The organism is Mesorhizobium sp. L-8-10 (genome assembly GCF_016756635.1).
Lineage (GTDB): Bacteria > Pseudomonadota > Alphaproteobacteria > Rhizobiales > Rhizobiaceae.
Window position 1 is genome coordinate 8145574 of the sequence record NZ_AP023263.1, and the last position, 25308, is coordinate 8170881.

Sequence of the window (25308 nt, forward strand, 5' to 3'; positions counted from 1 at the left end):
TCAGGCTGCTTCGGCTTGGGCGAGGGCGAGCCTTGCAAAGGCCTCGGGCGGCGCACCATTGGCTGCCATCAGCCGGACCATGAGCGTCTTCATGCGCGATTCGATCGCCGGATCGGCGAGCGGACTTTCCTGGCCGGGATCGGTCTCGAGATCGTAGAGGCGCGTCTCGGATTCGAGCAAAGCGCCGGGTCCGTAATTGTTGTACATCGGCGAACGCTCGATCACCGGCACCTTGAGCAGCGCCGCGCCCTTGGAGAATTCGAGCGGCGGAGAAATCGTCGCCTCCGACAGCTCCTCGGGCGTGAAGGGCGAGAAGATGTGCGTCGGCATGAGCGTGTACTGGTAGAGCTCCTGCTTCGACAGATCCTCGGGAAAGCGGTGATAGGTGTATCGGCCGTCGGCCACGTTCACCGCGCCGCCGAAATAGCCGAACAGGGCTCCCTCCCGCATCGCGGTGCCATCGGCCATGTGGCAGAGCGAGAAGCCCTCGTTTTCGGCCGGCGGCTCGGCGCCGAAAAGATCGAGGAAGGTGGGCGCCAGATCGATCGACTGGGTGAGAGCGGCCGAGCGCGTTCCGGCGAGATCGGGGCGTCGCGGATCGTGCAGGAACAGCGGAATATGCGCGACCTCCTCATAGAGGTTCATCCGGTTCTTGGCCCAGAAATCATGTTCGCCCAGGAGGAAGCCGTGATCGGTGGTGACGACCAGGGCAGTATCCTTCCACATGTCGTGGCGGTCGAAGTAGTCGAGGAGTTCGCCGAGCAGGTGATCGCACATGGCGACGACGGCATAGTAGTTGGCGCGCAGCTCCTCGCATTCCTCAGGCAGTTCGTCGACACGGCCGTAGCGGGGCCAATCCCGGATCGGCCCTTTCCATCCGGTATCGAATGCTTCCTTGAAGCGGGCCGGCGCGGTGAAGGGCTCATGCGGATCGAAGGTCTCGATCTGCAGCATCCAGTTGTCGGCCTCCCGGTTGCGATCGAGGAAATCGAAGCCCTCGGCGAAGCAGCGGACGGACGGGAAGTCCTTCTCCTCCCTGATGAACTCGCGATTGATGATGTTCTGACCAAAATAGCTGCGCCTGGCATCGCTGAACTGGCGCGCATGGTATCTCTCGCGCAGCCGTTCCCAATGCGGCTGCACCATGGCCTTCCAGCGGTCGCCTTCCTGCCCCCTGACGAATTCGTAGGAATCGTAGCGGTTGTGATAGGTCGCTCCGCCGTCCTCCCAATAGTGGAAGTGATCCGTCACGAGGTGGCTGTAGGTGCCCTGCTGCCGGTGCAGTATTTCGGGGAAGGCATTGTCGAACGGTTCCAGCGGCCCCCAGCTGCGGTGGAGGAAGGTGAGCCTGCCCGTGAGCATGTCGCGGCGGGCCGGCATGCAGGGCAGGCTGCCGACATAGTGGCGATCGAAGGCGACCGAGCGTCTTGCCAGCCGGTCGAAATTGGGGGTGGGGATGCGCGTTCCGCCATAGCATCCGAGCATGTGGCGATTGAGCGAATCGAAGAGGACGAATACGGCCTTCAATCTGGTCTCCGCTGTCTGACTGGAGCGGCGGACGCACCGATGGAGCCGGTGCTGCCGCTCTATCCGTTTGTTTGAGCATCGGATCTGTCCCGAAACCGGTACCCACTTTCGGATCCGATGCTCTGGTGGTCTATTTCACGGCGCCCTGGGTCAGGCCCTTGACGATGTAGCGTTGGGCGACGAGCAGCACGATGAGCGCAGGGATCATCGCCAGCGCCGCGCTCGCGGCCATCTGCGTGTACTGGATCTCGAAGTCCTGCGCGTATTTGGCGATCGCTACCGGAACCGTGGCCGTCTGCTTCATGGTCAGGGTGAGCGCCACGGCAAATTCGTTCCACGAGAAGACGAAGGTCAGGATCGACGTCGCGGCGAGGCCTGGCGCGATCATCGGCAGAATGACGTGCCACAGCAGCACCGGCGTCGTGGCGCCGTCCATGATCGCGGCCTCCTCGAGCTCCTTCGGCACTTCGCGGATGAAGACGCTCATGAGCCAGATCGCCATCGGCAGATTGAGCGCCGCATGGGCGAGAATCAACCCGGTGAAGGTATTCTCGAGACCGACGGTGCGGGCCATGGTGAACCAGGCGCTGGCCAGGGCAACCGGCGGGATCATGTGGAAGACCAGCGTCCAGACGAGGAAGACCTGGACGACCCACCGCCGCCAACGCATCCGGTTGAGCGAGAAGGCGGCCAGCGTCGCGACCGCGACGCACAGCACTGTGCTCAGCACGCCGACGATGATGGAGTTGCGATAGTTGAGCAGGAAGTCGGAGGTCTTGGAGAACAGCACTTCCTGGAAATTCGCCCAGATCGGACTGAACGTCAGACTGCCCATCAGCAGGGATATCTGTGTGCGGAAGCCTGCAGCGACGGTCCAGACGACCGGCGTCAACACGATGAGCGCGCACACGACGAGCATGAGATGAATGGGGAACGAGGAGGGCTCGCGTGCGGAACGCCTGATCATGACGCGCCCTCCGATCGGCGGCGCGCGGACAATGCGACGACCAGCAGCAGGCAGACGAGGAAAATCACCGCGACCGACATCGCCGAGCCGTAGCCTGCTTTGTCCTCGGTGAAGAAGCGCTGGTAGAGCGTGAAGCTGATGACCTCGGTGGCCGTGCCCGGTCCGCCGCTGGTCAGCAGATAGACTTCGTCGAAGACCTTGAAGGCGAGGATCAGGCGGAAGGCGAAGGTGACGACGATGGTCGGCACCATCAGCGGCAACGTCACGTGGAGCAGTTCCTGCCAGGGATTTGCACCGTCGATCTTGGCGGCTTCGAACACGTCCTGCGGCAGCGATTCGAGCCCGGCCAGGAAGAGCAGGAAGCAGAACGGCGTCCAATGCCAGATGTCGACCATGATGACGGAGAGAAGCGCCGTCTCCGCGCTTCCGAGCCAATCATGCGGCGTGATGCCGACGGTGGCGAGCACCGTGTTCGCCAGGCCGAAATCATAGTTGAGCATCAGTTTCCAGATCGCGCCGATGACGATACCAGGAATGAGGATCGGCAGGATGAAGATAGCCCTGTAGAGGACGCGCCCGCGTGTGACCTTGCTGCAAAGCACGGCAAGCGCGAACCCCAGCACCATCTGTCCGGCGACCGCGCCGAAGGCGAAGATCACGGTGTTCCACAAGGCGGCCCCGAGCAGGGCATCGTCGAACAGCGCGCGGTAGTGGGCGAAGCCGGCCCACGACCGCACGGGCTGTCCATCGACCCAGGCGATGTTCTGGAAGCTGGTCAGGAAGAGACCGGCGAGCGGCAGGACGCTCAACGCCAGCATGACGGCCAACGCCGGCGAGAAGGTGAGCCAGCGCCAGAGACGCTGGTCAGCGCTTTCGATTTGCCTGCGGGAGCGCGCGGCAGACATGTCGCGCGCCCCTGTCGACTGGATCGTCGTCACCGGCTTCTCCTCCGCGCGGCTACTTCAGGGGTTCCAGCGCTCCGGTCTTGTAGGAATGGCCGGCCATGACCTTCTGGATCTCGTCGGCCATTCCATTGAGCGCGTCGACGCTGGTGACTTCGCCGGCGATGGCGCGATTGAGGCCCAGTTCGAGAATGGCGATCACCTCGCTCGCTTCCGGGAACTGATAGATGTTGACGGCGTGGGGCAGCGCGTCGGCGAGCGGCTTCATCCAGCGATATTTGCGCTCGTCCGCGATCGGCTCCTTGTAGACCGCCGCATGCACGGGAATGCCGCCGGCATTGGCGGTCTCGAGTTGGGCGTCCTTCGTCTGGTACCAGAGCAGGAACTCGACTGCGGCGCGCTTGCGATCATCGGGTACGTTCCTGGAGATGCCCGCCAGCCAATGACCCAGACCGGGCGCGGTGGGCAGGCCGGGCAGCGAAGGCGGCGGCGCCCACTCGACCTTGTCGACGATCGCCGATTTGTTGGGATCGTCCATCTGCGACCATGCGGCGATGACCATCATGATATGAGCGGCATGGCCGGTGACCATCGCCTGGATGACTTCGGCCTGGTCGGAAGCGGCGGTCTTGGGATGGCCCGCCTCGCGCGCCAGCCGGATGTAATAGTCGAGCGCTTCCCGACCCTCCGGCGAGTTGAGCGTAACGCTGTAGTCGCCGGCCGACTGATCCTTGAAGATCCCGCCGCCATGTCCGTAGAGATAGGGGTAGAAGTCGTAGGCGACCGTGTGCGGCCCGCGGGCGCCACGCTGGACGATTCCGTACATGCCAGGCGGGTTATGGAACTTGCGCGAATTTGCTTCGAGATCGGCGAAGGTCTTGGGCGCCTGCAGCCCGGCCTCCTGGTAGAGATCGCCGCGATAGTAGAGCATCGGGATCAGCGGCGAGACGGGGATCGACATGAGCTTGCCGTCAGCCGTCACCGTCTTCTTCTCGGCATTGTAGTAGATCGTGTCGCCGAGCGTGTAGATTTCAGGGTCGAGCTTGAAACCCGGATCGATGTCGGTGATCGGGTCCACGAAGCCGCCGGCATACATCTCGGTGAACCAGCCCGAATTCATGATCAGGATGTCGTACTGGCCTTCCCTGGCGCGCACGGAATTGCGCTGTTTCTCCAGCGACCCCGCGAACGGATTGACGTCCAGTTCGACCTTGTTGCCGGTCGCGGCCTCGTATGCCTCCACGGTCTTGCGGAAGCTTTCGAACCAGGGCGACTGGTTGATGACGATGGTGATTGGCGCAACGCTTTGCGCATAGAGCGGCCGGATCGACCCGAGGCCCAGCGCCGAGCCCAGGCCAGCCGCGCCCATGCCCTTGAGAAGGTTTCGTCTTGGAATGCGAAAATCGAGGCTCATTCTCTCTCTCCCTTCATGACTTCATGTGGTGATGCGAACCTCACCCGGCCGGCGACCCGGCCTCAAGCAACTCTCTTCCCTTTGTACCGGCATGCGCCGGTATGCCTTTCCTCCGATCGCTCACCGGCAGAATATCGGGCTCGCCCAACTCCATTGGCCGTTGGCCTGGCGCATGCGCACATAGACCCAATCCCCGGCGACCAACGGCTCGAGCCTGATGCGACCTGCCCACTGCCACTGATGCGGGCGCGGCAACGGATGGAAGCGGAAGGCGGGACTGTCTATCGGCCCGAGATTCCCCGACAGCGCGCCCTGCATGAGCCGCGACGCGGTAGCCTCGAAACGCTGTCCGTTTGTCTCGAGGACGAAGCATGCATCCGGGTCGAGCACCACACGCGCCGCGAAAGCCTGCGTTGCGGCCGTCATGTTGTTCGGGTTGGCCGGCGCGGCGATGGCGAAGGATATGCGGCTTCCGTCCAGCGAGATCGCGTTCTCGTCGGCCGCGTCGCTCTTGCCTTCGAGCGGCGAGACCACTTCGCTGCCCCGAAGTCGCGACTCCACCGAGAGGATCTCGCCGCCAACGAGGTCGAGGGTCCCCCGCCATTCGTGAACCTTCCCGCGAGCGCCCCAACCGAGCTCGAGCACAAGAAGGGTTTCCATGCGGCCCGCCGTGCGGTCGATCGGCGCCGGCAAGACGTCCGGCGTCACCCGCGCAGCCAGCGCGCCGTTCCGGATCACGTCTATATAGTCGATATGGCCACCAGCCACCGCTTCGATGCTCAGCTCCGGCTCCACATCGGGCGCGACGATGCCTCCGACCGGCACGCCGCCCAGCGAAGCGAAGAGATGCGTTCGATCGCCCGTCAGCGCGACCGTCTGCCTACGATGGATGGCGCCCCACAGCGCATCGCGCCGGTTCTCGGGCGCATAGACCGCCGACCTGCCGTGCCCGTAAGAGCCGGGATAGCCGCTGTGATGGTCGGTGTTGCCGAGAAAACCGAAGACGTGGCCGAGGTCGAGGCCGTGCCGAACGGTGCCGAAACCATCGCTCGGCCCCATGGAATGGAGGAAGGGCCGGTCCATGACCGAAGCCTCCGAGCAGCCATGCATCGAGACGATCTCCAGGACCGGCGACAGGTCCTCGACGAAAGTCTCCCAGTTGATGCCGCGCGCGCCGAGCCGGTAGCCGATGTGGTGCGGGAAGGCGAAGGCCCCCTCGCCCAGCTCGGCACGCAGCAGGCTGTGGAGCCTTTCCGGCGTGTCGGCTCTCAGCATAGGGCGACGGTCGAGATCGCGATAGACGATCGTGTAATCGCCATGCGCGAAGGAATGCATCTCGTAGCCGGGGAACACGGTGAAGACCCCGGGCTCGTCGATCGCCGCAAGACGATCGAAGTGCTCCGGCCAGAGCGCCTCGAGCCTGGCGAAACCCTTGACGTGGAAATCGACGATATGAGCCACGCTCGCATCGTCGACCGGCATGTCGGGCCAATAGGAGTGTCCGGTGACGGACACGAAGTCGAGCTGCCGTCTGGCCCGCGTCAGCGCCTGCGGGAGGCTGCCGTGCCCGTACGAGATGTCGCAATGGTTGTGCAGGTCGCCGTACCAGGGCGTCAGTCCTAGCCCGGCAGCGAGCGGCGACAGCCGCTCAGGCAGGCGCTCACCGAGCATCGGACATCGCTCCGGGATGGTTGCGCTTCCACCGGACGGAAGCCGTCTGCATTGCCGGCATAGGGAAAGAGCACATCGCAGGCGCCTTGGATACAATATGTATTGTACCGTATTCGCGAATTCGAAGCTTGGCAAGACGGAAAGTTCCGCCTTTCACCAATGAGGTTGCGAATGGAGCGGTCAGCGGGTCTTGGGCGCGGGCCCGGTGCTCTGGCGGGTAATCTGGCTGCATTGCAGATAGACGATCTGCGGCGGAGAAGCGGGCTCCACGATCCGCTTACGGATGGTCTCCACCAGCTTCTGCGCCGCCTCCAGATGCGAACTGCCGGAGACGGTCATGTCGCCGAGATGTTCGGTCGGGACGTCGTGATGGCCAAGGATGGCGACGCTCAGATCCCGCGGCCTGCGCAATCCCAGCCGGTCCAGGCATTGGCGGACACCGAGCGTGTCGGAGATGCCCACTGTGACCAGAGCCGTGAATGGAAGGCGGCCATCCTCGCCCATGAGTCCCGACAGCGCATACTCCAGGGCTTTTTCGACGCTGTGGGTCGGATGCAGGACGCCATCGAGGACGACGGGTGCGTGGAAGACGTACCCCTCCCGGCCTATCGATCCGTGCCGCACAAAGGCGCGACGCGCCGCGAGCACCGGCTGCGCCGTCGTGTTGAGGGACACCATGCCGAAGGATCGGTGACCAAGCTCGCTCAGATGCCGGAACGCGAGCTCCAGCGCGTCTTCCCAATCCGTGCCGATGCGGTCTATGTCGACGCCCGAGACCGTATGGCCGTCAACGACAAGGGCCCGGGTCTTCTGCTGCAAGAGATGCAGGAGCCGGATCGGGATGCTCTCATAGTGGGACTGGAGGATCGCAGCGTCGAAATTCGGGAGGGAACTCAGGATCTCGAGCAGGTGATCGGTGTGATGATAAGAGATCTGGACGACCTTGCTGCCTTCGCGAGACATCTCCTGGACGATGTAGTTCTGCACGAGAGCACAGCGCTCGTTCATGCTCGCATTCGACAGGATGAGCAGGCTGTCGAGCACCGGAGCGGAGCCGAAAGCACGATCCGTGCGCGCGCCGCTGCCGCCCTTGACCACATAGGTGCCGCGGCCGACCTGCGAGGTCACCACCCCCTCGTCGCGGAGGCGATTTATGGCTTCCTGCACGGTCGCCTGGCTGACCCGATGCCGCTTCATCAGGTCGCGGACCGTCGGCAGCCTGGCGCCATCCTCGAGCCTGGCGATCAGGTCGTGCAGGGAACTGAGTACGATATTGCCCGACATGCTCACCAAGCCTTTGCCTTTTCGTTCATTCCCGTCGCGCCCCTCGCCCGCCTGGCCGCGCGGCCGGTTCATCGGGTTGGCGTAACGAGTTGAATACATTCAGACCTCTCACTTCACAATCGAAGCCGCCGTCGCCGCGCATCCGATGGCATAGCCGACATTATACATCGAGAGATACAAATTGCACTTTACAATTTGAACATTCGCGATAGGCTGCGTTGACAGCGACCAGGGAAGCTCGAGGGAGGAGCGTCGGTGGCATATCGCACGAACGCCGCACTCGCGACGCATCCGGCGTCCACGGATGGAGCAGATCCGGAAGCTTTCGGCCGCTTCATCCGCATCGGCGGTGTGAAGAAGACCTTTCCGTCGCGAGCCGGAGGCGAGGTGCCGGTACTCAGCGGCATCGATCTCGACATCGCCGAGAACGAGTTCGTATCGCTGGTCGGACGCAGCGGCTGCGGCAAGACGACCCTCCTCAACATCGTCGCGGGCCTCGAGGCAGCCTCCTCGGGTGAAATCTCCATCGACGGGAAACCGGTGACCGGGCCGGGTCAGGGCCAGGGTGTCGTCTTCCAGCAGCATGCCCTTTTCCCCTGGCTCACCGCGGCTGACAATGTGGCCTTCGGCTTCCGCAAGGCCGGACTCTCAAAAACAGAACGCCGCAATCGCAGCATCGAACTGTTGAAGCTGGTCGGGCTCGAAGCGGCGGCAGCGCGGTATCCGCGCGAAATGTCGGGCGGCATGCAGCAGCGCGTCTCGATCGCGCGAGCCCTGGCACTCGACCCGCAGATCCTTCTGATGGACGAGCCTTTCGGAGCGCTGGACGAGTTGACCCGGATCGAACTGCAGCAGGAGTTGCTGCGCATCTGGCAGGCAAGGCGCAAGACGGTCGTGTTCGTTACCCATTCCATCAACGAGGCCCTGACGCTGTCGGATCGCATCGTGCTGCTCGCGCCCGATCCGGGCCGCATCAAGCGGGTCTTCGACGTCCGCATGCCCCGGCCGCGCTCGCGCACAACGCCCGAGTTCAACGCGCTCTACGAGGAAATCTGGAGCGAGCTCTCGTCATGACCGCGCGCATCGTCAGGCCGCTCATCTCGGTCGCCGTCATCGCCTGCGCCCTGCTCGCCTGGGAACTGGCGGTGCGGTTCGGCTATCTGAAACCTTACCAGTTTCCACCGGCGAGCCGCATCGCAAGCGGCTTCGTGGAGTTGTCCACGACAGGCTTCCCGACGGGTGTCTCGATCTGGTCGCACACGCTGGTGACCATCGGCCGGGTCCTGCAGGGTTATGTCGCCGCAATCGCGCTGGCGATCCCGATCGGCCTGCTCATCGGCGCCGTGCCCGTGCTCGACAAGCTCACGGCGCCTGTCGTCGTCTTCTGCCGCTCGGTCGCCACGCTCAGCCTCCTGCCGCTCGTCATCGTCTGGTTCGGCGCGGGCGAACTGACGAAGATCGTGCTGATCGGCTATGGCTGCTTCTGGACGATGCTTTCCAACGTCATCGCGGGTGTCAGATATGTCGATCCCGTACTGCTGCGGGCAGCAAGATCGTTCGACGTTCGCGGAGTGGAGCTCTATCGACGGGTCGTCCTTCCGGCTGCCCTGCCCCGCATCTTCGCCGGCGCGCGGATGGCGCTGGGCGTCGGCTTCATGGTCATCGTCGGCGCCGAGATGATCGGCACCATCGAGGGGCTGGGTGCGCTCATCATGGAGGCGCGCACCTTCTACCGCAGCGAGATCACCATCATCGGCATGCTGATCATCGGCCTGCTCGGCTTCGCGATCACCGCCGGGCTCGCCGGTCTCGAACGCCGCCTGCTTCCATGGGCCGGCAATCTCGATCAGGTGCGGCGATGAGCAACGCCTGGCGCCGGCTGCGCGAGAACGACATCGGGCTGGGTGTGCTCGGCGCGCTGGGCGCGGTGGCGATCTGGGAAGCGGCGGCGCGCAGCGGTGTGCTCGACCCGGCCATATTCCCCAGCCCGTCGCTGGCGATCGGCATGGCCGCCGAGCGCTTGACGGTCGGGACGGTCGGCGAACATCTGGCCTGGAGCCTGCTCAGGGTTTTTTCCGGTTTCGTGCTCGGCGCGTTCGCGGGAGCGGTCATCGGAATCGCGGCCGGCTGGTACAAAGCCTTCGGCATGATCGCGCGGCCGCTGATCGAATTGCTGCGCCCCATTCCGCCGCTCGCCTGGATCCCGCTCGCCATCATCTGGTTCGGGCTGGGCGAGCCGTCGAAGTTCTTCATCATTTTCCTCGGGGCCTTCTTTCCCGTCGTCACCTCCGCCTATCAGGGCATGCGCAGCGTCGATCCGGTGCTGCTGCGCGCCGGCCAGACAATGGGACTGAATGGCATCCCGCTGCTGTTGCGCGTCGCGGTTCCGGCCGCCGCGCCCGATCTGGCGACGGGCGTGCGCATCGGCTGGGGCCTGAGCTTCGGCGTGCTGGTCGCGGCGGAGCTGATCGCCGCCGATCGCGGGCTCGGCTTCATGATCATCAACGAACGCAACACCGGGGGCTCGGTCGGCGTCATCATCGTCGGCATCCTGCTCATCGGATTTCTCAATCTCGTCACCGACGCAGCCATCGGCGCAGCGATCAAGCGCTGGATCGGCCGCTGGCACGGCGCGTGACGCAGGATGGCTGCACCAAGGGGAGAGACACAATGAAAAACCTGACCGCATTGCTGAAGACAACGATCGCCGCAGGCATGCTCGCCGTGGCCGCTTTGGGCGCGCCGGCCATCGCCCAGGAGGTCGAGACCGACACGCTGTCGATCAGCATCGGCCCCGACCTGCCCTTCCTGGTCCATATCGTCGCCAAGGAGAAGGGCTGGTTCGCCGAGGCCGGCTTCAAGAATGTCGAATTCAAGACCTTCGCTTCCGGCAATCTCGCCGGCGAGGCATTGCTCGCCGACCAGATCCAGCTCTGGACCCCTGGTAACCTTCCGCCCGTCTCGATGGCGCATAACGGCATTCCCGTCGTGATCCTCGGCACCAATGCGGTCAGCCATGGTCTGGAGAAGATCGTGGTGCGCAAGGATGCCGGCGTCGAAAACGCCGAGGATCTCTACAAGACCAAGCTCGGGCTTCTGGTGAGTTCGACGTCAGGCGCGCTGCTCGCCAATGTCGCCAAGCATTACGGACTCGATGCCGCCAAGATACAGACGGTCAACCTCACGCCGCCCGAAGCCATGGCGGCGATGGCGAACAACGAGATCCAGGGCATTGTCTTCTGGGAGCCCTTCCCCTATCGCGCGGTCAAGGAGCAGGACGGCAAGATCGTGCACACCGGCACGAAAAGCTTCTTCGCCAAGAACAACGGGGAAGAGGTCCCCGTCTCCAACAACCGCACCGTCTGGGTCGCGTCGCAGGATTGGGTGCGCGAGAACCCGAAAGCAACCAGCGCGCTGGTCAGGACGCTGCTCAAGGCACAGGCCTATGTCGCAGACCCCGCCAACAGGGACGAGGTCCTGAAGATCTATTCCGATTTCCAGAAGCAGCCGCTTGAGATGAACCAGGCTCTGATCTCGGACTACACCTTCACGCCGAAGGCCGACCAGGCCTATGTCGACGACATGGCCGCGATCGCCTCCTATCTCAAGGCGACGAACCGCATCCAGGGCGACGCCCAGGACGTGCTCACCTACACCTATACCGAACCGATGAAGGCGGTGGACCCGTCCCTGGTCGACATCGAAGGCCAGTGGAAGCCCTGAACGCCTACCGCATCGGCCCGAGAATCGTGCTCGATTCTCGGAAAGGCACGATGCGTAGACTCAAAGTGTTAGGGCGTCCCAAGCGCGTCCAAGTGGACGCGCGGCGCTCTAACCGGCACCGGCATATTCGATGGTCGCTGCCGCCCTTATCTGACAGGAAGAACGACATGGCGGGCTCGGCCGCAGACAACGTCTCCGTCGCCGTGATTGGTGCCGGATTCATCTCGGACTACCACGTCAACGGATTGAGGAGCGCAGGCGGCGCGACGGTGACCACCCTCGTCGGCAGGCGTCGCGAGGCGACAGCCGAACGCGCCGCGCGTCTCGGCATTCCCCGGATCGAAACGGACTATCGCGCCGTGCTCGACGATCCCGCGATCGATGCGGTCGTGATCGCTTCGCCCGACGACACCCACGAGCCGATTGCCGTCGATGCGCTCGCAGCGGGAAAATCCGTCCTGCTGCAGAAACCCATGGCTCTGGATAGTGTCCAGTGCAGCCGCATCATCGAGGCGGCGGGCCAATCGCGCGGCCGGCTGACCGTGAGCTTCATGCATCGCTACTTCCCGGAGGTGGCCTGGCTTCGTGATCTGATCTCACAGGGGCAGCTCGGTGCAATCCATACGGTGCGCATCCGCAACGCCACCCCCGGCGCCGACTGGAACGACTGGTTCTTCAAGCCGGGCAATGTATCCGGCGGTGTGGTGATGCAGCTCGGCGTCCACGGCATCGATCTCTGCCGTCATCTCTTCGGCGAAATCGAATCGCTGCAGGCCGATATGACGACCGCAAAACCCGAACGACAACTGGCCAACGGAACCACTGTCCGCTCCGGCCTGGAAGACAATGTGCTCGCCCTCTACCGGTTCTCGAACGGTATCCGCGCCAGCCACGAGATGAGCTACACGGAACTGCGCGGCTGCGACCGTTTCCGCCTCGAAGTCTATGCCGAGAACGGCACCGCATGGCTGCGGACCCAGCGCGGGCCTGCCGCGATCCATGCACCGGCGGTGACCAGCAAGGTCGACTGGGTCGTCCCCGACCTTCCCGATCAGCCCTTCGGCCAGGCGCATCACCGCCACTGGCTCGCGATCGTTCGCGGCGACGCCGAGCCGGACGACACGCCCGAGGCCGGCCTGCGCTCGGTGAGGATCGCCGAGACGATCTACGAAGCCGCGCGTTCCGGCGAGCGGGTTCCCGTCACGATTACGGGGCAGGGAGACGCAGCATGACGATCAGGATCGCGATCCTCGGCGTAGCGCATTATCACGCCAATTTCTGGACCCGCGCCATCCAGCAGAGCCCCGACGCCGAGATCGCCGGCATCTGGGATGGGGACAACGCCAAAGCTGCCGAGTTCGCCGCCCGCTACGGCGTTGCGGCCTGGTACGACCTTCCGGACCTGATCGCCAAGTGTGACGCCGTCGCCGTCTGTTCGGCCACGAGCGAGCATGTGGGGCTCGTTCGCGCGGCCGCCGCTCAGGGTCGCCCGGTACTGTGCGAAAAACCGCTGGGGAAAAGTCTCGGAGACTGCGACGAGATCGCCGCGATCGTGGCCGAGGCAGGCATACCCTTCATGCAGAGTTTTCCGAAACGCCTCGATCCCATCAATCACGAGATCGCAACCCTCCTTCGGGAGGGTGCCATCGGACAGGTGACGCTGTGCCGGATCAGGCATGGACACAGCCATGGCTTCAGTGCCGATTTTCGTGCCGGATGGTTCGTCGATCCCGCCCTTTCCGGGGGCGGGACACTTCTCGACGAGGGCGTGCATGCAGCCGACTTCCTGTGCTGGATGTTCGGCATGCCGGAGACGGCCTTCGCGACGGTCTCGTCCTCGACATTCGGATTGCGGGTTGAAGACACGGCTGCGGCCATCTTCCGTTACGCCGGAGGCCTCATCGCCGAGGTGACGACGAGTTGGGCCTTCGCCGCGGCGGACGCCTCGATCGAGATCTACGGAACCGAAGGCAGCATCGTGCTCGGCGGCGTCGACATCGCATCGCGCCCGACCCGCGAGAGCGCGTTCCTGAGAGTTTTCCGAAAAGACGGCGACAGCGGCGCCTGGACCGCCTCGCCGACGGTCCCGCATTTCAAGACCGGCGTCTTTCACGAACATGTTGCCTGGGCCTTCATCAAGGCGCTGAAGAACGGCGGACCCATGCCGGTGACGATCGAGGACGGCCACAGGGCCTTCGCCCTCATCGATGCAGCCTATCGCTCGGTCAAGTCGGGCCGCGCCGAACCGCTCCGACCTTGATTATCCTGCGCAAGCTTCTCCCCGTGGCCTATCGGAAAAGCACCGCGCTCGCGCCCGTATTCATGGCAGGGAAGTCCCAGCCGTTCGGCGCCTGGGACAATGAAAGGTGACACCGTGATCTCATTGGCATGCGACATCGGCGGAACCAATACGCGGTTGGGCCTGGTCGAGAATGATCGGCTGATCGGCGAGACGCTGGCCAGTTTCGCGAACGAGGCGTTCGGCGACTTCGATGCGCTGCTCGACACCTATCTCGCGTCCACGGCGGCGCGGTCGCTCACATCCGTCTGTATCGCGCTGGCAGGCGTAGCGACGCCAGAAGGAGCACGGTTGACGAACCGCGACTGGACGATCCGGCGGGCGGATGTCGCACGCCTGACCGGCGCGAGCGATGTCGGTTTCATCAACGACTTCGAGGCGCTGGGCTTCGCCCTGATGCGGGTCGATGCGCTAGAGACGCAGCCGATCCTCGTGCCCGGCGAGCCGGTCACCTCCAAGGGCACGCGCATGGTCCTGGGCGCCGGCACCGGTTTCAATGCCGCGGCCTGTCACCCACCTCGCTTCGGCGGCGAACCCCACGTCGCTGCGGCCGAATGCGGCCACATGACCTTGCCGCTGGCTGGCGAGCAGGAGTTCGAGCTGCAGCGCAAACTCTCCAAAGGACGTGGCCGCGCGTCGGTCGAACGGGCGCTGTCGGGCAACGGATTGCGCGAGATCCATCAATGGGTCTGTGAATGCAACGGTCGCGATCCGGCGGGACGGTCCGCCGCGGAGATCTCCCGCCTTGCGGTATCGCAGGCCGACCCCGACTGTTTCGAGGCTGCCGACATGTTCCTGCGCCTTCTCGGCCGCGTGACGGGAGACCTTGCCCTCGCCTACCTGCCGACCGCAGGCATCTACCTATCCGGAGGCGTCTCCCGCGCGCTTGCGCCGCTGATGACATCGACGCCGACCTTCCGGCAATCCTTCCTTGCGAAGGGCCGCATGTCGTCCTTCATGGAGAGCTTCCCGGTGGCGTTACTGACGGATGATCGAGCGGCGCTGGCCGGCTGCGCCGAGTGGCTGCTGTCATCGAGATACAGCCGATAGGTCCGAATGCCGGCGCCGGCCGAGTCCCGGGAGAAGCGCTCGATATGATCCGCTCCTACCTTGCCGAGGTGTACTGGTCCTTCAGCGCCCTGCGCAGCACCTTGCCGTAAGCGTTCTTGGGCAACTCGGACACGAAGATCACGCGTTTCGGCTTCTTGAAGCTGGCGAGGTTGGCCTTGCAGAAAGACAAGAGCGCCGCCTCGTTCAATTCCGGGTCTTCGGCCACGACGGCAACGGCGACGCTCTCGCCCCATTCCGGGTCGGGCAGTCCGAAGGCGATCACCTCGCGGACGCCGGGATGTGACGCGATCACGTCCTCCACCTCCTTGGGATAGATGTTGGTGCCGCCGGAGATGATCGTGTCGTGCCGGCGATCGAGCACGCGCAGCCGGCCGCCGCCGTCGAAATGGCCGATGTCGCCGGTGTGGAGCCAGCCGCCGCGCAAGGCTGACGCGGTCGCCTTCGGGTTTCCCCAATAGCCCTTCATGACGACATCGCCGCGCACGCAGATCTCGCCGTCCTCGTCAGGCCCGACCTCGCGATCCTCGCCGTCGACCAGCTTGACCTCCACACCGGCGCGCACATAGCCGGCTGAAAGCAATGCCTGATCGTCGGCCCCGACATGGTCGCGGGCGGGCAGACAGGAGATCGTCATGGGGGCTTCGCCCTGGCCGTAGAGCTGGTGGAAGATCGGGCCGAAGCGCGCGACCGCGGCCTTGATGTGCTCCAGATGGATGGTCGCGCCGCCGTAGATCACGCCGCGCAACGACCGAAGATCGTCGCGAGGGGCGGCGTCCAGCAAGCGCACGATCATCGTCGGCGCGACGAAGGCGAAGGCAGTGATGCCTTCGGCCGCGACCATGTCCAGGACCTCGTCCGGCTGGAAGCTCGGCCGATCGGAAATGATGTTTGCCGCGCCCCGCGCCAGCGAAGGCAGGAGATAGAGCCCGCTGCCATGCGAGAGCGGCGCGACGTGGAGGACTCGGTCGTCGCTCCGAAAGTCGAAGATATCGGCGAGGCAGTTGACGGCCGCAGCAACCAGATTGCGGTGGGTGAGCGTCGCGCCCTTGGGCCGACCCGTCGTCCCGGAAGTGTAGAAGATCCAGGCCGGGTCGTCCGGCTCCGCCTCGACCGGCTTCGACAACGGACTATCAGCGAGACCGAGGTCTTCCACGGCGAGCATCCGGCACTGCGTCGCGGCGTCGAGCCCTTCGCGTAGCGGCACGACATGCTCGCGGTGGGTGACGACGACCTTCGGCGCACAATCGCCAGCGATCCAGGCGACTTCACGAGGGTGGAGCTTGGCGTTGACCGGCACCACCACGAAACCTGCACGCATCGCGCCCAGCAGGAGGGCAGGATATTCGAACCCGTTCCTCAGGAAGAGCAGTATCCGATCGCCCGGCAGGCAGCCATGGGATGCGAAGAGCGCCCCAGCCGCTGCCGCCATGGCATCGAGTTCGCGATAGCTCAGCCGGCGTTCGCCGTGGCGGATGGCCACCGCATCGGCGCAGCGTCGCATGGCATCCGCGAACATTGCATAGACGTTCATATCTCGGTCCTCCCCAGAGAATGGCAGTCGAAAGGCGCGACGCATTCGCGGGTGTGGAAGCCCCGTCCAGACCCGCGGACAACGACCCTTCAATACGGCGCCGTGTCCGTCGGCGAGCGCCCGCCGCTGTAGCCCGCGGCGGAATCTCCGGCCTCCACGCCGCCTATTGCTCAGTTCGGCCTGGTGAGCACGCGATTGCGGAGGACACCGATGCCTTCGACCTCGAGTTCCACCACGTCGCCATGCTTGAGGAACTTCATGTGCTCGAGGCCGCAACCGTTGCCGACCGTGCCCGAGCCGAAGAACTCGCCGGGGTAGATCGTCTCGGACCGGGAGACGTGGGCCAGCAGGTCCTCGAACTTCCAATGCATGGTCGAACTCGATCCGCGTCCCCACTCCTCGCCGTTCACGCGGCAGATCATGGTGAGGTTGTAAGGATCCTTCATCTCGTCGGCGGTGACGAGGCAGGGTCCCATGGCGTTGCCCTTGTCGAAGTCCTTGCCCTTGGCCGGTCCGAGTTGGCCGCCCATCTCGGCGGTCTGGGCGTCGCGGGCGGAGAAGTCGTTGAAGATGGTGTAGCCGTAAACATAGTCGCGCGCCTTGTCGCGGGCGATGTCGACGCCTTTCTTCCTGACATAGAAGCCGAACTCCAGCTCGAAATCCATGAGGCTGGAGTAGGACGGCCAGACCACGTCCTCATCCGTGCCGATGACCGAGAAGCGGTTGGCCTTGTAGTAGATCGGCTGCTCGTAGAAGGTCTTGGGGATTGCGAAGATGCCCTTCTCCTCGAACTCCCTCATCGTGGCCTCGGGATCCGGTGTCGCGTTGGCCCGGATGCGCCGCGCGGCGGCAAAGGACTGCTTCAGATGCAGCTCGAAGCAGAGGCAGTCGCGGATCTGCGGCGGGACAGGCACGGGCGCCAGAAGCCTGATCGCCGCGCGGTCGAGCGCCCCCTTCGAGCCCACCTTCTTCAGCGTTTCATAGGCACGGTCGAGTGCTGCGTCTCCGCCTTCGATCATCGAAAGCACGGAGAGGAAAGCGGCATGATCCTCGCCGAACGCTTCCGCGTGGGCCGAGGCGAGATCGACGACCTTTCCGTCCCCCTCGACCAGCGCGCCCGCGCGCTGCTTGCCGTCCTTCTCGTATGTCACGAGTTTCATCGGTCTCCTCCTCAGGGCTTGTTGGATTTCGCGTTTTCAATCGACGGCCGGCACGCGGCCATATTTCAGGGCGGCATGAAGCATGGTCACCAAATGGCGCGTGGCCTCGATGTCGTTGTCGGGATCGCACCGGCCGTCGGAGAGGCGGCGGATTCGGCCGGTATCGGCCATGACATACACCATTGCGCCGAGCATCATCTGATAGCCCCAATGCAGTTCCTCGATGCGGCGATCGGGGAGCGCCTTCTTGAGAGCCTCGATCACCTTGTGCGCGACGGGGTCGAAGAACTCCTGGATGATGCCGCGCTCCATTGCCTTCGGGTCCGCGACTTCGCGGGCAAGGATGCGGGCATAGTTCGAATTCTTCTCGACGCTTCGCATATGCAGGTTGGGGACGAGTACCGCCTTGATCACAAGTTCGAGCATCCTGTCCGGATCGGTCTCCATGTAGGCCAGGCGAAGACCGGCGATGCGCTCATCCACGATCATCGGCGCGCGCGCCACGAAGATGGCGCGGTAGAGACCATCCTTGCTGGCGAAATGGTAGTTGATCAGAGCGACCGGCACTTCCGCGCGCAACGCGATCTGACGGACCGAGACGCCGTCGAAGCCATGCATGGCAAACTCCGCCTCGGCGCTCTCGAGGATGCGCATGCGCGTTGCCGACGCGCTGCGCTGCGTCGGCTCGCCTTGATCAACCGATCGATCCGGATTGGATTTCGCCGCCTTGCCCATGGTGCACCGATGAGAACGAGGCACCTGACAAGAGGAGTGCCAACGCGACAATTGAACGCTATTACAAAAATCTTGTCAACTTGTTCAAACATGCTACGGTTCGGACGCGGACGAGCCGGAGGAAGATGGCTCGCCCGTCCGATCAGGGGAGGATTTGCATGTTTCGGAACACGCTGATGGGCGGCTGCGCCGTCGTTGTCACGCTCGGTCTCGCTAGCGGCCCGGGCCTTGCGCAGGAAACGATCAATCTGACGGTTGCGGCCGGGCATCCCGAGGTGTTCCTCTGGGTGAAGCATCTCAAGACGACCTTCATACCGACGGTGAATGCCGAACTCGCCAAGACCGGCGAGGCGAAGATCAACTGGACCGAGGGTTACGGCGGCACGATCGTCAAGCTCGGCTCGGAAGTCGAGGCGTTCCAGCAGGGCATCATCGATGTCGGCCAGATGAGCGGCGTGTTCAGCCCGGCCCAGATGGGCCTGCTCAACCTGACCTATGCGATGCCCTTCGGCCCGACCGACGCGCGCATGGTGACCGAAGCTGTCGAGGCGGCGCTCACCGACACGGACGGCGCGCTTGCGAAACTGGAGGAGGCGACAGGTGTCGTCTACATAGGCGGCGGCATCGCGATCGACGGATACAACATCGCCTCGACCAAGCCCCTGGCCAAGACCACGGACCTGCAGGGCGTGAAACTCGGCGGCGCCGGGCCGAACCTTGCCTGGCTCAACGGCACCGGCGCGGTCGGCGTGCAGGGCAGCTACGTGACCTTCTACAACGACATCAAGACCGGCGTTTACGACGGCAATATCGGCTGGATGACCGCGCAGGCGCCGGCGAAGCTCTACGAGGTGGCGCCCTACTGGAACAAGGTCGGCTTCGGCGCGATGTATATCGGCGGGCTCGGCGTCTCCAAACAACAGTGGGATACGTTCTCCGAAGCTACGAAACAGGCGTTCCGCACCGCCGCGGCCGCCTACACCAAGGCCTATTTCGAAGAGCAGGAGCAACGCTACCAGGCTGCCGAGAAGACGATGCTCGACAATGGCGGCAAGGAAGTCGCCTTCGACGAAGCTGATCGGAAAGCGTGGATCGAGCAACTGCCGAACCCGACCGGGGCCTGGGCGGCAGCGGCCGAATCGCGCGGCGAACCCGGGCACAAGGTGCTGGAAGCCTATCGCGACAATCTGAAGGCCGCCGGCTTCACATTCGTGCGCGACTACCTCGCCAACTAGCAGCATCTGCGCCGGGCCGCTCGGCCCGGCGCATTGCTCTCCACATCAATGGAAGGCCGGCCGGCGCGCCGGAAGGATCATGGCAGGGGAATCAGCCATACCAATCGAAGCTCCGCCTGGGCCACAGGAGCCCGCCGGCCCCTTCGACCGGATGATCGGCGGAATGAACGCCGTCGGCACGTTATGGATCATTCTTCTGATGGTCCTGATCAACGCCGATATCGTCGGGCGCAGCTTCCTGCTTCGCCCGATCTCCGGCGTGCCGGAACTCGTCGCCTTTTCCATCGTCGGCATCGTCTTCCTGCAACTGGCGCATACGCTGCGCTCCGGTGCGATGACGCGGTCCGACGTGCTGCTCGGCATGCTCGAGCGCCGCGCCCCCCGCGCCCGCCTCGTGCTGCTGGCCATATTCCATCTGATCGGCGGCCTCCTCATGATGCTGATCGCGTGGAAGTTCTGGCCGAGCGTCGCCTCGGCCTGGCTTCACCCGGAACGCAATTTCATGGGCAATCCGGGTTTCTTCACGATCCCGCAGTGGCCGCTGTTCGTCCTTGTCTTCCTCGGCATCATCGCGACTGCGATCCAGTTCCTCCTCCTGTCGTGGAACAACCTCCGGGCGTCACACGGGGTGACCCCATGAGCGGCATCGGGATCGCATTCCTCTCCATCGTGGCGATGCTGATCCTGATCTATTCAGGCCTGCATGTCGCGATCGCCTTGATCCTCCTCTCTTTCCTCGGCGTGTGGCTGCTGCGCGGGAATTTCGACATCGCATCGAACATGCTGGTGCTCGCCTTCAAGGATTCCATCAGCGACTACATTTTCGGCGTCGTACCGCTTTTCGTGCTGATGGGGCTTCTGGTGGCGGTCGCAGGCATCGGGCGGGATACGTTCGAAGTCGCCGCCCAGCTGTTTCGCAGGATCCTCGGCGGTCTCGGCATCGCGACCGTCGCCGCGAATGCCGTCTTCGCGGCGATAACGGGCATCTCCATCGCATCAGCTGCCGTATTCACCAAGGTGGCCGTGCCGGAGATGGTGCGCCACGGCTATACCGGTCGTTTCGCGGTCGGCGTCGTGGCGGGTTCGTCGGTGCTCGGCATGCTCATCCCGCCCAGCCTGCTCTTCATCCTCTACGGCGTCCTCACGGAACAATCGGTCGGGTCCTTGTTCATAGCCGGCGTCATTCCCGGCATGCTGCTTGCCCTGGTCTATTGCGCCGGGATCTTCGCCATGGGGCGCTGGTGGCCAGGCTTCATCGGCGGGCAGACGGCGCGGGCGCGCGAAGAGGCACCCGACATGGGCATCGGCGAAATGCTGAACAAGCTGGCCCCCATCGTCATACTGGTTTCGCTTGTGCTCGGCGGCATCTATGGCGGCTATTTCACGCCGACGGAGGCGGGCGCCGCCGGAGCGCTTGGGGCGCTGCTGATCTCGCTCGCCAAGCGTCGCCTCACCTGGGCGAGCTTCTGGCAGGTGCTGGTCCAGACAGGCCATACCACTTCGTCGATCTGCTTCCTGATCATCGGCGCCAGCCTCTATTCGCGCATGCTGGCAATGTCGGGCATGCCGGGCTGGCTCGGCACATGGGTCGTGGAATCGGGGATGGGCGCGACGGGGATCGTCGTCGCGCTGATGATCGTCATCATGCTGCTCGGCACGATCCTCGATTCGGCCTCGATCATGCTGCTGACGCTGCCGATCGCGGTTCCGATCCTGACGGGGACCGGCGTCGACCTGATCTGGCTCGGCGTGCTCGTGGTGCTTGCCGTCGAGATCGGCCTGCTCACCCCGCCCTTCGGCATCGCGGTCTTCGTGGTCAAGGCGACCCTTGGACCCGACAGCAAGATCACCTTGCACGACATCTTCCTGGGCGCCCTGCCCTTCGCCGCGATGATGCTCTTCGTCCTCGCCCTCGTCTTCCTCTTCCCGGTGCTGACCACAGCGCTGCTTTGACCCGGAAGGAATCGAACATGGCCAGATGGCAATACAGGAAAGGTCTCCAGGATCTTGGCAACGGCTGCTACGCCTATCTGCTGCCCGACGGCAGCTGGGGCTGGTCGAATGCCGGCCTGGTCACCGATGGGGATGCGACCCTTCTCGTCGACACGCTGTTCGACCTCAAGCTCACGGCCGAGATGCTGAAGTCCATGCGCGACGCCGTTCCAGCGGCCAAGGAAATAGGTACGTTGGTGAACACCCATGCCGACGGCGATCACACCTTCGGAAATCAGCTGGTCAAGGACGCCCGCATCATCGGAACGCAAGGGACCGTCGACGATTTCGCCCGCTTCGATCCGGCAGTCGTGCAGAAGATCTGCCTCGACGCCGAGCAATATGGCAGCGCCGGCGTGTTCATGCGCGAGTGCTTTCGTCCGTTCGACTTCTCGGGCATCGAACTCACCCCGCCCAACGAGGTGTTCTCAGGCACGCTCGATATCATGGTGGGATCGAAGAAGGTCCAGCTCATCGAGGTCGGCCCCTCGCATTCGCTCGGCGACGCGCTGATCTACGTTCCCGACGACAAGGTCATCTTCACCGGCGACATCCTCTTCACCGAAGGTACGCCAATCGCCTGGTACGGCCCGGTCAAGCGCTGGATCGACGTCTGCGACATGGTGCTCGGCATGGACGTCGAGACGGTCGTGGCTGGACATGGACCGATCTCCACCAAGGACGACGTGCGCCGGATGCGCGACTATCTGCAATATGTCACCGACCAGGCGCGCCCTCTCTATGAAGAGGGAATGGACTACCTAGCCGCCGCCTACAAGATCGACCTCGGAGAATACCGCGACTGGGACGACGCCGAGCGGGTGGTGGTAACGGTGCAGACGCTCTTCGACGATTTCGAGAACGCTCCGCAACGGCCGGTCCGTGCGCCGATCCCCTACTTCGCCGAAATGAAGAGCTTCCGCCATCATCTGGGGCGCGGGCCGGTACACGAAGCCTACTGCAAGGCCTGCGGCGAAGCGCACGGCTAGAAAGACCTTGCACGCCGGGCTCCTTGTCTCGGAACAATGGATGATGGCGTCTCCGCGCCATCATCCGAGGAGGTCGGGGCTGCAATTTCTAGCAGCTTGGTCCGAGATCGCGCGAACCCGGCATGTAGGCGGTCGAAAAATTGGGGCGTGCCTGGATCCGCCGATACCAGTCGGTCACGCCAGGCAGGTCGGACCACATGTTGCCCAGCCCGAGATCCTCCATGCGCACGACGGTCGGGGTGATGCTGACGTCGGCGAGAGTATACTGGTCCCCGGCCAGCCACGGCCCCGTAACCAGCGCCTTCTCCATGCGTTCCAATGTCTGGCGCAGCTTGTCGAGGGCTTCGTCAATGGCCTGCTTGTCGAATCCGCCGCGCCCCATATGCCCGTAAAAATGCTTTCGCAACGGCAGGCGTCTGGCATAGGCGGCAAATTCCTCTTCGGACAATTTCTGCCAGATCGGTACGAAATAGGCGTTGAAGGAAGGATATCGGATCGCCGGCGTCGGGACCTCGTCGATGAACTGCCGCCAGGCACGCATCCTGGCGGTTCCCTTGGCATCCCTCGGACGGACAGGGACCTCGGGGTATACATCCTCAAGATATTCGTTGATCACGGACGAATCGATGATCGGATCGCTGTCGTCGATCAGCGTCGGCACGACGCCGTTGGGGTTCAGCTTCAGATAGTCTTCGGTGAGGTGGTCCCCCCTGGTGAAAACGATCAGGTTCGATTTCCAGTCCAACCCTTTTTCGGCAAGCACCAGTCGCACCTTCTGGCTGCATGTCGAGATCGGCGAATGATACAGTTCGAGCATCGAATCCTCCTGCTTGGTCCGGGAATGATCGCGGATCCGAGGCCCCGATGGAAATGCTAAGTCCGCATCCGATCCATACGGGTTTCGAATGAGCAGAATTCTCGACCTCGAGCTGCTGCAGTGCTTCCAGCGCGTGGCGGAGTTCCGAAACGTCACCCGTGCCGCATTCGATCTCGGCATTTCCCAGCCGGCATTGACCCGGTTGATCAGGCGGCTCGAAGACGAGGTCGGCACGCGGCTGCTGACGCGTGCGGCGCGCGGGGTCACGCCAACGGAAGCGGGTCAACTGCTGCTGTCCAAAGCCGCGCCTCTGCTGGCGCAGGCCCACGTCGTGGGCGAGCAACTCTCACAATGGCGCTCGGCGCTTTCGGGCGATGTCTCGCTCGGCATGCCGAGTTCGCTGCACCACGCCGTGACGCTGCCGCTGGTGCAGGAACTGCGCGAAAGCGAGCCAGGAATCCGTTTGAGCGTCATGGACGGATTCGATGCGATGCTTCACGCGCAATTGCGCGACGGCCGCACCGACATCGGCGTCCTGATCCATGACACGGAGCGTCTGATCGAGGGCGTCGACCAGCAGCCGATAGCCAACGACCCCTTGATGGTGATGGCGCCAATGAACGCATTTCCCGATGCGGGAGCCTTGACCATTGATCGGTTGCGCCATCTCGAGCTGGTGTTGCCCGGCGTGAGCAATTCGTTGCGTCAGCATGTCGACAAGCTTTTCCGACGGCGAGGAGCCATACCGCGCATCGCCATGGAGGTGGATTCCTGGCGCCTTGCGCATGATCTGGTGACACACGGCAACTGCGTCACGATCGTTCCCGCGTCGGGCGTTCGCGGCCGGGATATGGACGGCATCGGATGCTGGCCGATCGCCGGCGCCTCGATCTTCTGGGCGCGCTGCGTCAGCAGGGCGCGGCGAGACTCGCCGGTCGTGCGTGAAGTCTGCAGCCGGCTCGATCGGCTGATGCACCGGATCGAACGGCCGAAGTCCGATGCCCGATCCCGGGACAGAACGCAGAGCCCGGCCCGTCCCTGAAATCGATCCGGAACCGACATCTCGCTGCCTTGCGAAAAACAGCCGGACGACCGCGGCCGGCCAAAGGAGGCACTATCCAGTTCAGTCTGCATCGGAATGTCGGCCACCAAGGGCAATTCGGTTTCGAACCGCGGTCGGGTGGGCGCCCAGGCTCAACATCCGGCACAGGACGTTACGAAGCACCGGCCTCGACCGCCAGCCCTGCGGCCTTCCACTCGGGCAGCCCGTCTTCCAGCCTGCGGGCGGTAAATCCCCTGTCGCGCAGTCTCGCCACGGCTTCGAAGGACATGACGCACCAGGGGCCGCGGCAGTAGGCGACGATCTCGCGCCCCTCGTCGAATCCATCAGCGAGGGCTTCGAGGTCGGGAAGCGGCACGTTGATCGCACCCGGCAGGTGTCCGAGAGCGTATTCGTCCGGCGGCCGGACGTCGATCACCGTGACGAGACCTTGATCCATCCGCGCGGCGAGTTCGTCGCGGGAAACCGGCTCCATGTCGTCGCGGCGGTCGAAATAGCCGCGGACCACGCGTTCGACCTCGGCCGAATGCCTCTCGGCAACGGCGCGCAGGGCGGCAAAGGCGGCCAGCACGCTCTCGTCCGCCAGGCGGTAGTTCACGAACTTTCCATCGCGCTCCGAGGTCACCAGTCCGGCACGGCGCATCGCCTGGAGATGCTGCGAAACATTGGCGACCGGCAAAGAGAGCTTCGCCGCCAGCGCCTCCACGCTGCGCGCGCCCTGCGCCAGATGCTCGACGAGTTCGAGCCGCTGCGCGTTGCCGAAGGCCTTCCCCACCTGGGCGAACTGCTCATAGAGGACCTGTTTCGGATTGCCGATTGACACCGTCGTACCGCCTACGATAAATCATTCAACATAATTATTGAATGTAGAATACCATGCCACTTTGTGAAGGGGCAAGCCCATGTCGTCCAGGACGCTGTTGCCCCGAAC

Annotated in this window: 23 protein-coding genes; 12 read left to right on the plus strand and 11 right to left on the minus strand. The window is 64.0% G+C overall.

What is annotated here, in order from left to right:
- The 6 genes from JN280_RS37620 to JN280_RS37645 form a co-directional block, all read right to left on the minus strand.
- On the minus strand, positions 1-1527 hold the full coding sequence (locus JN280_RS37620; protein WP_202309246.1) for a sulfatase: 1527 nt from the start codon (positions 1525-1527) through the stop codon (positions 1-3).
- Between the two features lie 130 nt (positions 1528-1657).
- Positions 1658-2494, minus strand: coding sequence for a carbohydrate ABC transporter permease (locus tag JN280_RS37625; protein ID WP_202309247.1), 837 nt, complete (start codon positions 2492-2494; stop codon positions 1658-1660).
- Positions 2491-3432: a carbohydrate ABC transporter permease gene (locus JN280_RS37630; protein ID WP_202309248.1), complete on the minus strand. Its 942-nt coding sequence runs from the start codon at positions 3430-3432 to the stop codon at positions 2491-2493. Before JN280_RS37630 ends, JN280_RS37625 begins: the two co-directional genes overlap by 4 nt.
- Before the next feature lie 19 nt (positions 3433-3451).
- Positions 3452-4810, minus strand: coding sequence for an extracellular solute-binding protein (locus tag JN280_RS37635; RefSeq protein ID WP_202309249.1), 1359 nt, complete (start codon positions 4808-4810; stop codon positions 3452-3454).
- Between the two features lie 120 nt (positions 4811-4930).
- Complete coding sequence (locus JN280_RS37640; protein WP_202309250.1) at positions 4931-6481, minus strand: hypothetical protein; 1551 nt, start codon at positions 6479-6481, stop codon at positions 4931-4933.
- 180 nt (positions 6482-6661) lie between these two features.
- The gene (locus tag JN280_RS37645; protein ID WP_202309251.1) at positions 6662-7864 is read right to left on the minus strand and encodes a GntR family transcriptional regulator; all 1203 of its coding nucleotides are present in this window, start codon (positions 7862-7864) and stop codon (positions 6662-6664) included.
- 156 nt (positions 7865-8020) lie between these two features.
- On the opposite strand from JN280_RS37645, the gene JN280_RS37650 reads away from it, so the two are divergent.
- The 7 genes from JN280_RS37650 (at position 8021) to JN280_RS37680 (ending at position 14837) form a co-directional block, all read left to right on the plus strand.
- On the plus strand, positions 8021-8839 hold the full coding sequence (locus JN280_RS37650) for an ABC transporter ATP-binding protein (protein ID WP_244742686.1): 819 nt from the start codon (positions 8021-8023) through the stop codon (positions 8837-8839).
- A complete protein-coding gene (locus JN280_RS37655) occupies positions 8836-9627 on the plus strand; it encodes an ABC transporter permease (protein ID WP_202309252.1) in 792 nt (263 codons plus the stop codon). The genes JN280_RS37650 and JN280_RS37655 overlap by 4 nt, the downstream gene beginning before the upstream one ends.
- Complete coding sequence (locus JN280_RS37660) at positions 9624-10403, plus strand: ABC transporter permease (RefSeq protein WP_202309253.1); 780 nt, start codon at positions 9624-9626, stop codon at positions 10401-10403. The genes JN280_RS37655 and JN280_RS37660 overlap by 4 nt, the downstream gene beginning before the upstream one ends.
- 32 nt (positions 10404-10435) lie before the next feature.
- Positions 10436-11488, plus strand: coding sequence for an ABC transporter substrate-binding protein (locus JN280_RS37665; protein ID WP_202309254.1), 1053 nt, complete (start codon positions 10436-10438; stop codon positions 11486-11488).
- A gap of 167 nt (positions 11489-11655) precedes the next feature.
- Positions 11656-12720, plus strand: coding sequence for a Gfo/Idh/MocA family protein (locus tag JN280_RS37670; RefSeq protein WP_202309255.1), 1065 nt, complete (start codon positions 11656-11658; stop codon positions 12718-12720).
- Positions 12717-13748 carry a Gfo/Idh/MocA family protein gene (locus JN280_RS37675; RefSeq protein ID WP_202309256.1) on the plus strand — a complete coding sequence of 344 codons (1032 nt, stop codon included), beginning with the start codon at positions 12717-12719 and terminating at the stop codon, positions 13746-13748. Before JN280_RS37670 ends, JN280_RS37675 begins: the two co-directional genes overlap by 4 nt.
- 99 nt (positions 13749-13847) lie before the next feature.
- Positions 13848-14837 carry a glucokinase gene (locus JN280_RS37680; protein WP_202309257.1) on the plus strand — a complete coding sequence of 330 codons (990 nt, stop codon included), beginning with the start codon at positions 13848-13850 and terminating at the stop codon, positions 14835-14837.
- Positions 14838-14892: 55 nt separating this feature from the next.
- On the opposite strand, the gene JN280_RS37685 is transcribed toward JN280_RS37680, so the two are convergent.
- The 3 genes from JN280_RS37685 to JN280_RS37695 form a co-directional block, all read right to left on the minus strand.
- A complete protein-coding gene (locus JN280_RS37685; protein WP_202309258.1) occupies positions 14893-16389 on the minus strand; it encodes a class I adenylate-forming enzyme family protein in 1497 nt (498 codons plus the stop codon).
- A gap of 170 nt (positions 16390-16559) precedes the next feature.
- On the minus strand, positions 16560-17549 hold the full coding sequence (locus tag JN280_RS37690) for a fumarylacetoacetate hydrolase family protein (protein WP_202309259.1): 990 nt from the start codon (positions 17547-17549) through the stop codon (positions 16560-16562).
- A 36-nt stretch (positions 17550-17585) separates the two neighbouring features.
- Complete coding sequence (locus JN280_RS37695; protein WP_202309260.1) at positions 17586-18203, minus strand: TetR/AcrR family transcriptional regulator; 618 nt, start codon at positions 18201-18203, stop codon at positions 17586-17588.
- Positions 18204-18442: 239 nt separating this feature from the next.
- Here JN280_RS37695 and JN280_RS37700 point away from each other — a divergent pair, with 239 nt between their 5' ends.
- The 4 genes from JN280_RS37700 (at position 18443) to JN280_RS37715 (ending at position 22500) form a co-directional block, all read left to right on the plus strand.
- Positions 18443-19519 carry a C4-dicarboxylate TRAP transporter substrate-binding protein gene (locus JN280_RS37700; RefSeq protein ID WP_244742691.1) on the plus strand — a complete coding sequence of 359 codons (1077 nt, stop codon included), beginning with the start codon at positions 18443-18445 and terminating at the stop codon, positions 19517-19519.
- A 163-nt stretch (positions 19520-19682) separates the two neighbouring features.
- Entirely contained in the window at positions 19683-20159 is a 477-nt protein-coding gene (locus JN280_RS37705; RefSeq protein WP_244742695.1) for a TRAP transporter small permease subunit, read from the plus strand.
- Positions 20156-21472 (plus strand): TRAP transporter large permease, encoded by a 1317-nt coding sequence (locus JN280_RS37710; protein ID WP_202309261.1) that lies wholly within the window; start codon positions 20156-20158, stop codon positions 21470-21472. The genes JN280_RS37705 and JN280_RS37710 overlap by 4 nt, the downstream gene beginning before the upstream one ends.
- Positions 21473-21489: 17 nt before the next feature.
- Positions 21490-22500 (plus strand): MBL fold metallo-hydrolase, encoded by a 1011-nt coding sequence (locus JN280_RS37715; RefSeq protein ID WP_202309262.1) that lies wholly within the window; start codon positions 21490-21492, stop codon positions 22498-22500.
- 88 nt (positions 22501-22588) lie between these two features.
- Here the strand turns inward: JN280_RS37715 and JN280_RS37720 are convergent, their stop codons facing one another.
- Entirely contained in the window at positions 22589-23317 is a 729-nt protein-coding gene (locus tag JN280_RS37720) for a glutathione S-transferase family protein (protein ID WP_202309263.1), read from the minus strand.
- 88 nt (positions 23318-23405) lie between these two features.
- On the opposite strand from JN280_RS37720, the gene JN280_RS37725 reads away from it, so the two are divergent.
- Complete coding sequence (locus tag JN280_RS37725; RefSeq protein ID WP_202309264.1) at positions 23406-24359, plus strand: LysR family transcriptional regulator; 954 nt, start codon at positions 23406-23408, stop codon at positions 24357-24359.
- Positions 24360-24531: 172 nt separating this feature from the next.
- Here the strand turns inward: JN280_RS37725 and JN280_RS37730 are convergent, their stop codons facing one another.
- Positions 24532-25200 carry an ArsR/SmtB family transcription factor gene (locus tag JN280_RS37730; protein ID WP_202309265.1) on the minus strand — a complete coding sequence of 223 codons (669 nt, stop codon included), beginning with the start codon at positions 25198-25200 and terminating at the stop codon, positions 24532-24534.
- Positions 25201-25308 lie beyond the last annotated feature (108 nt).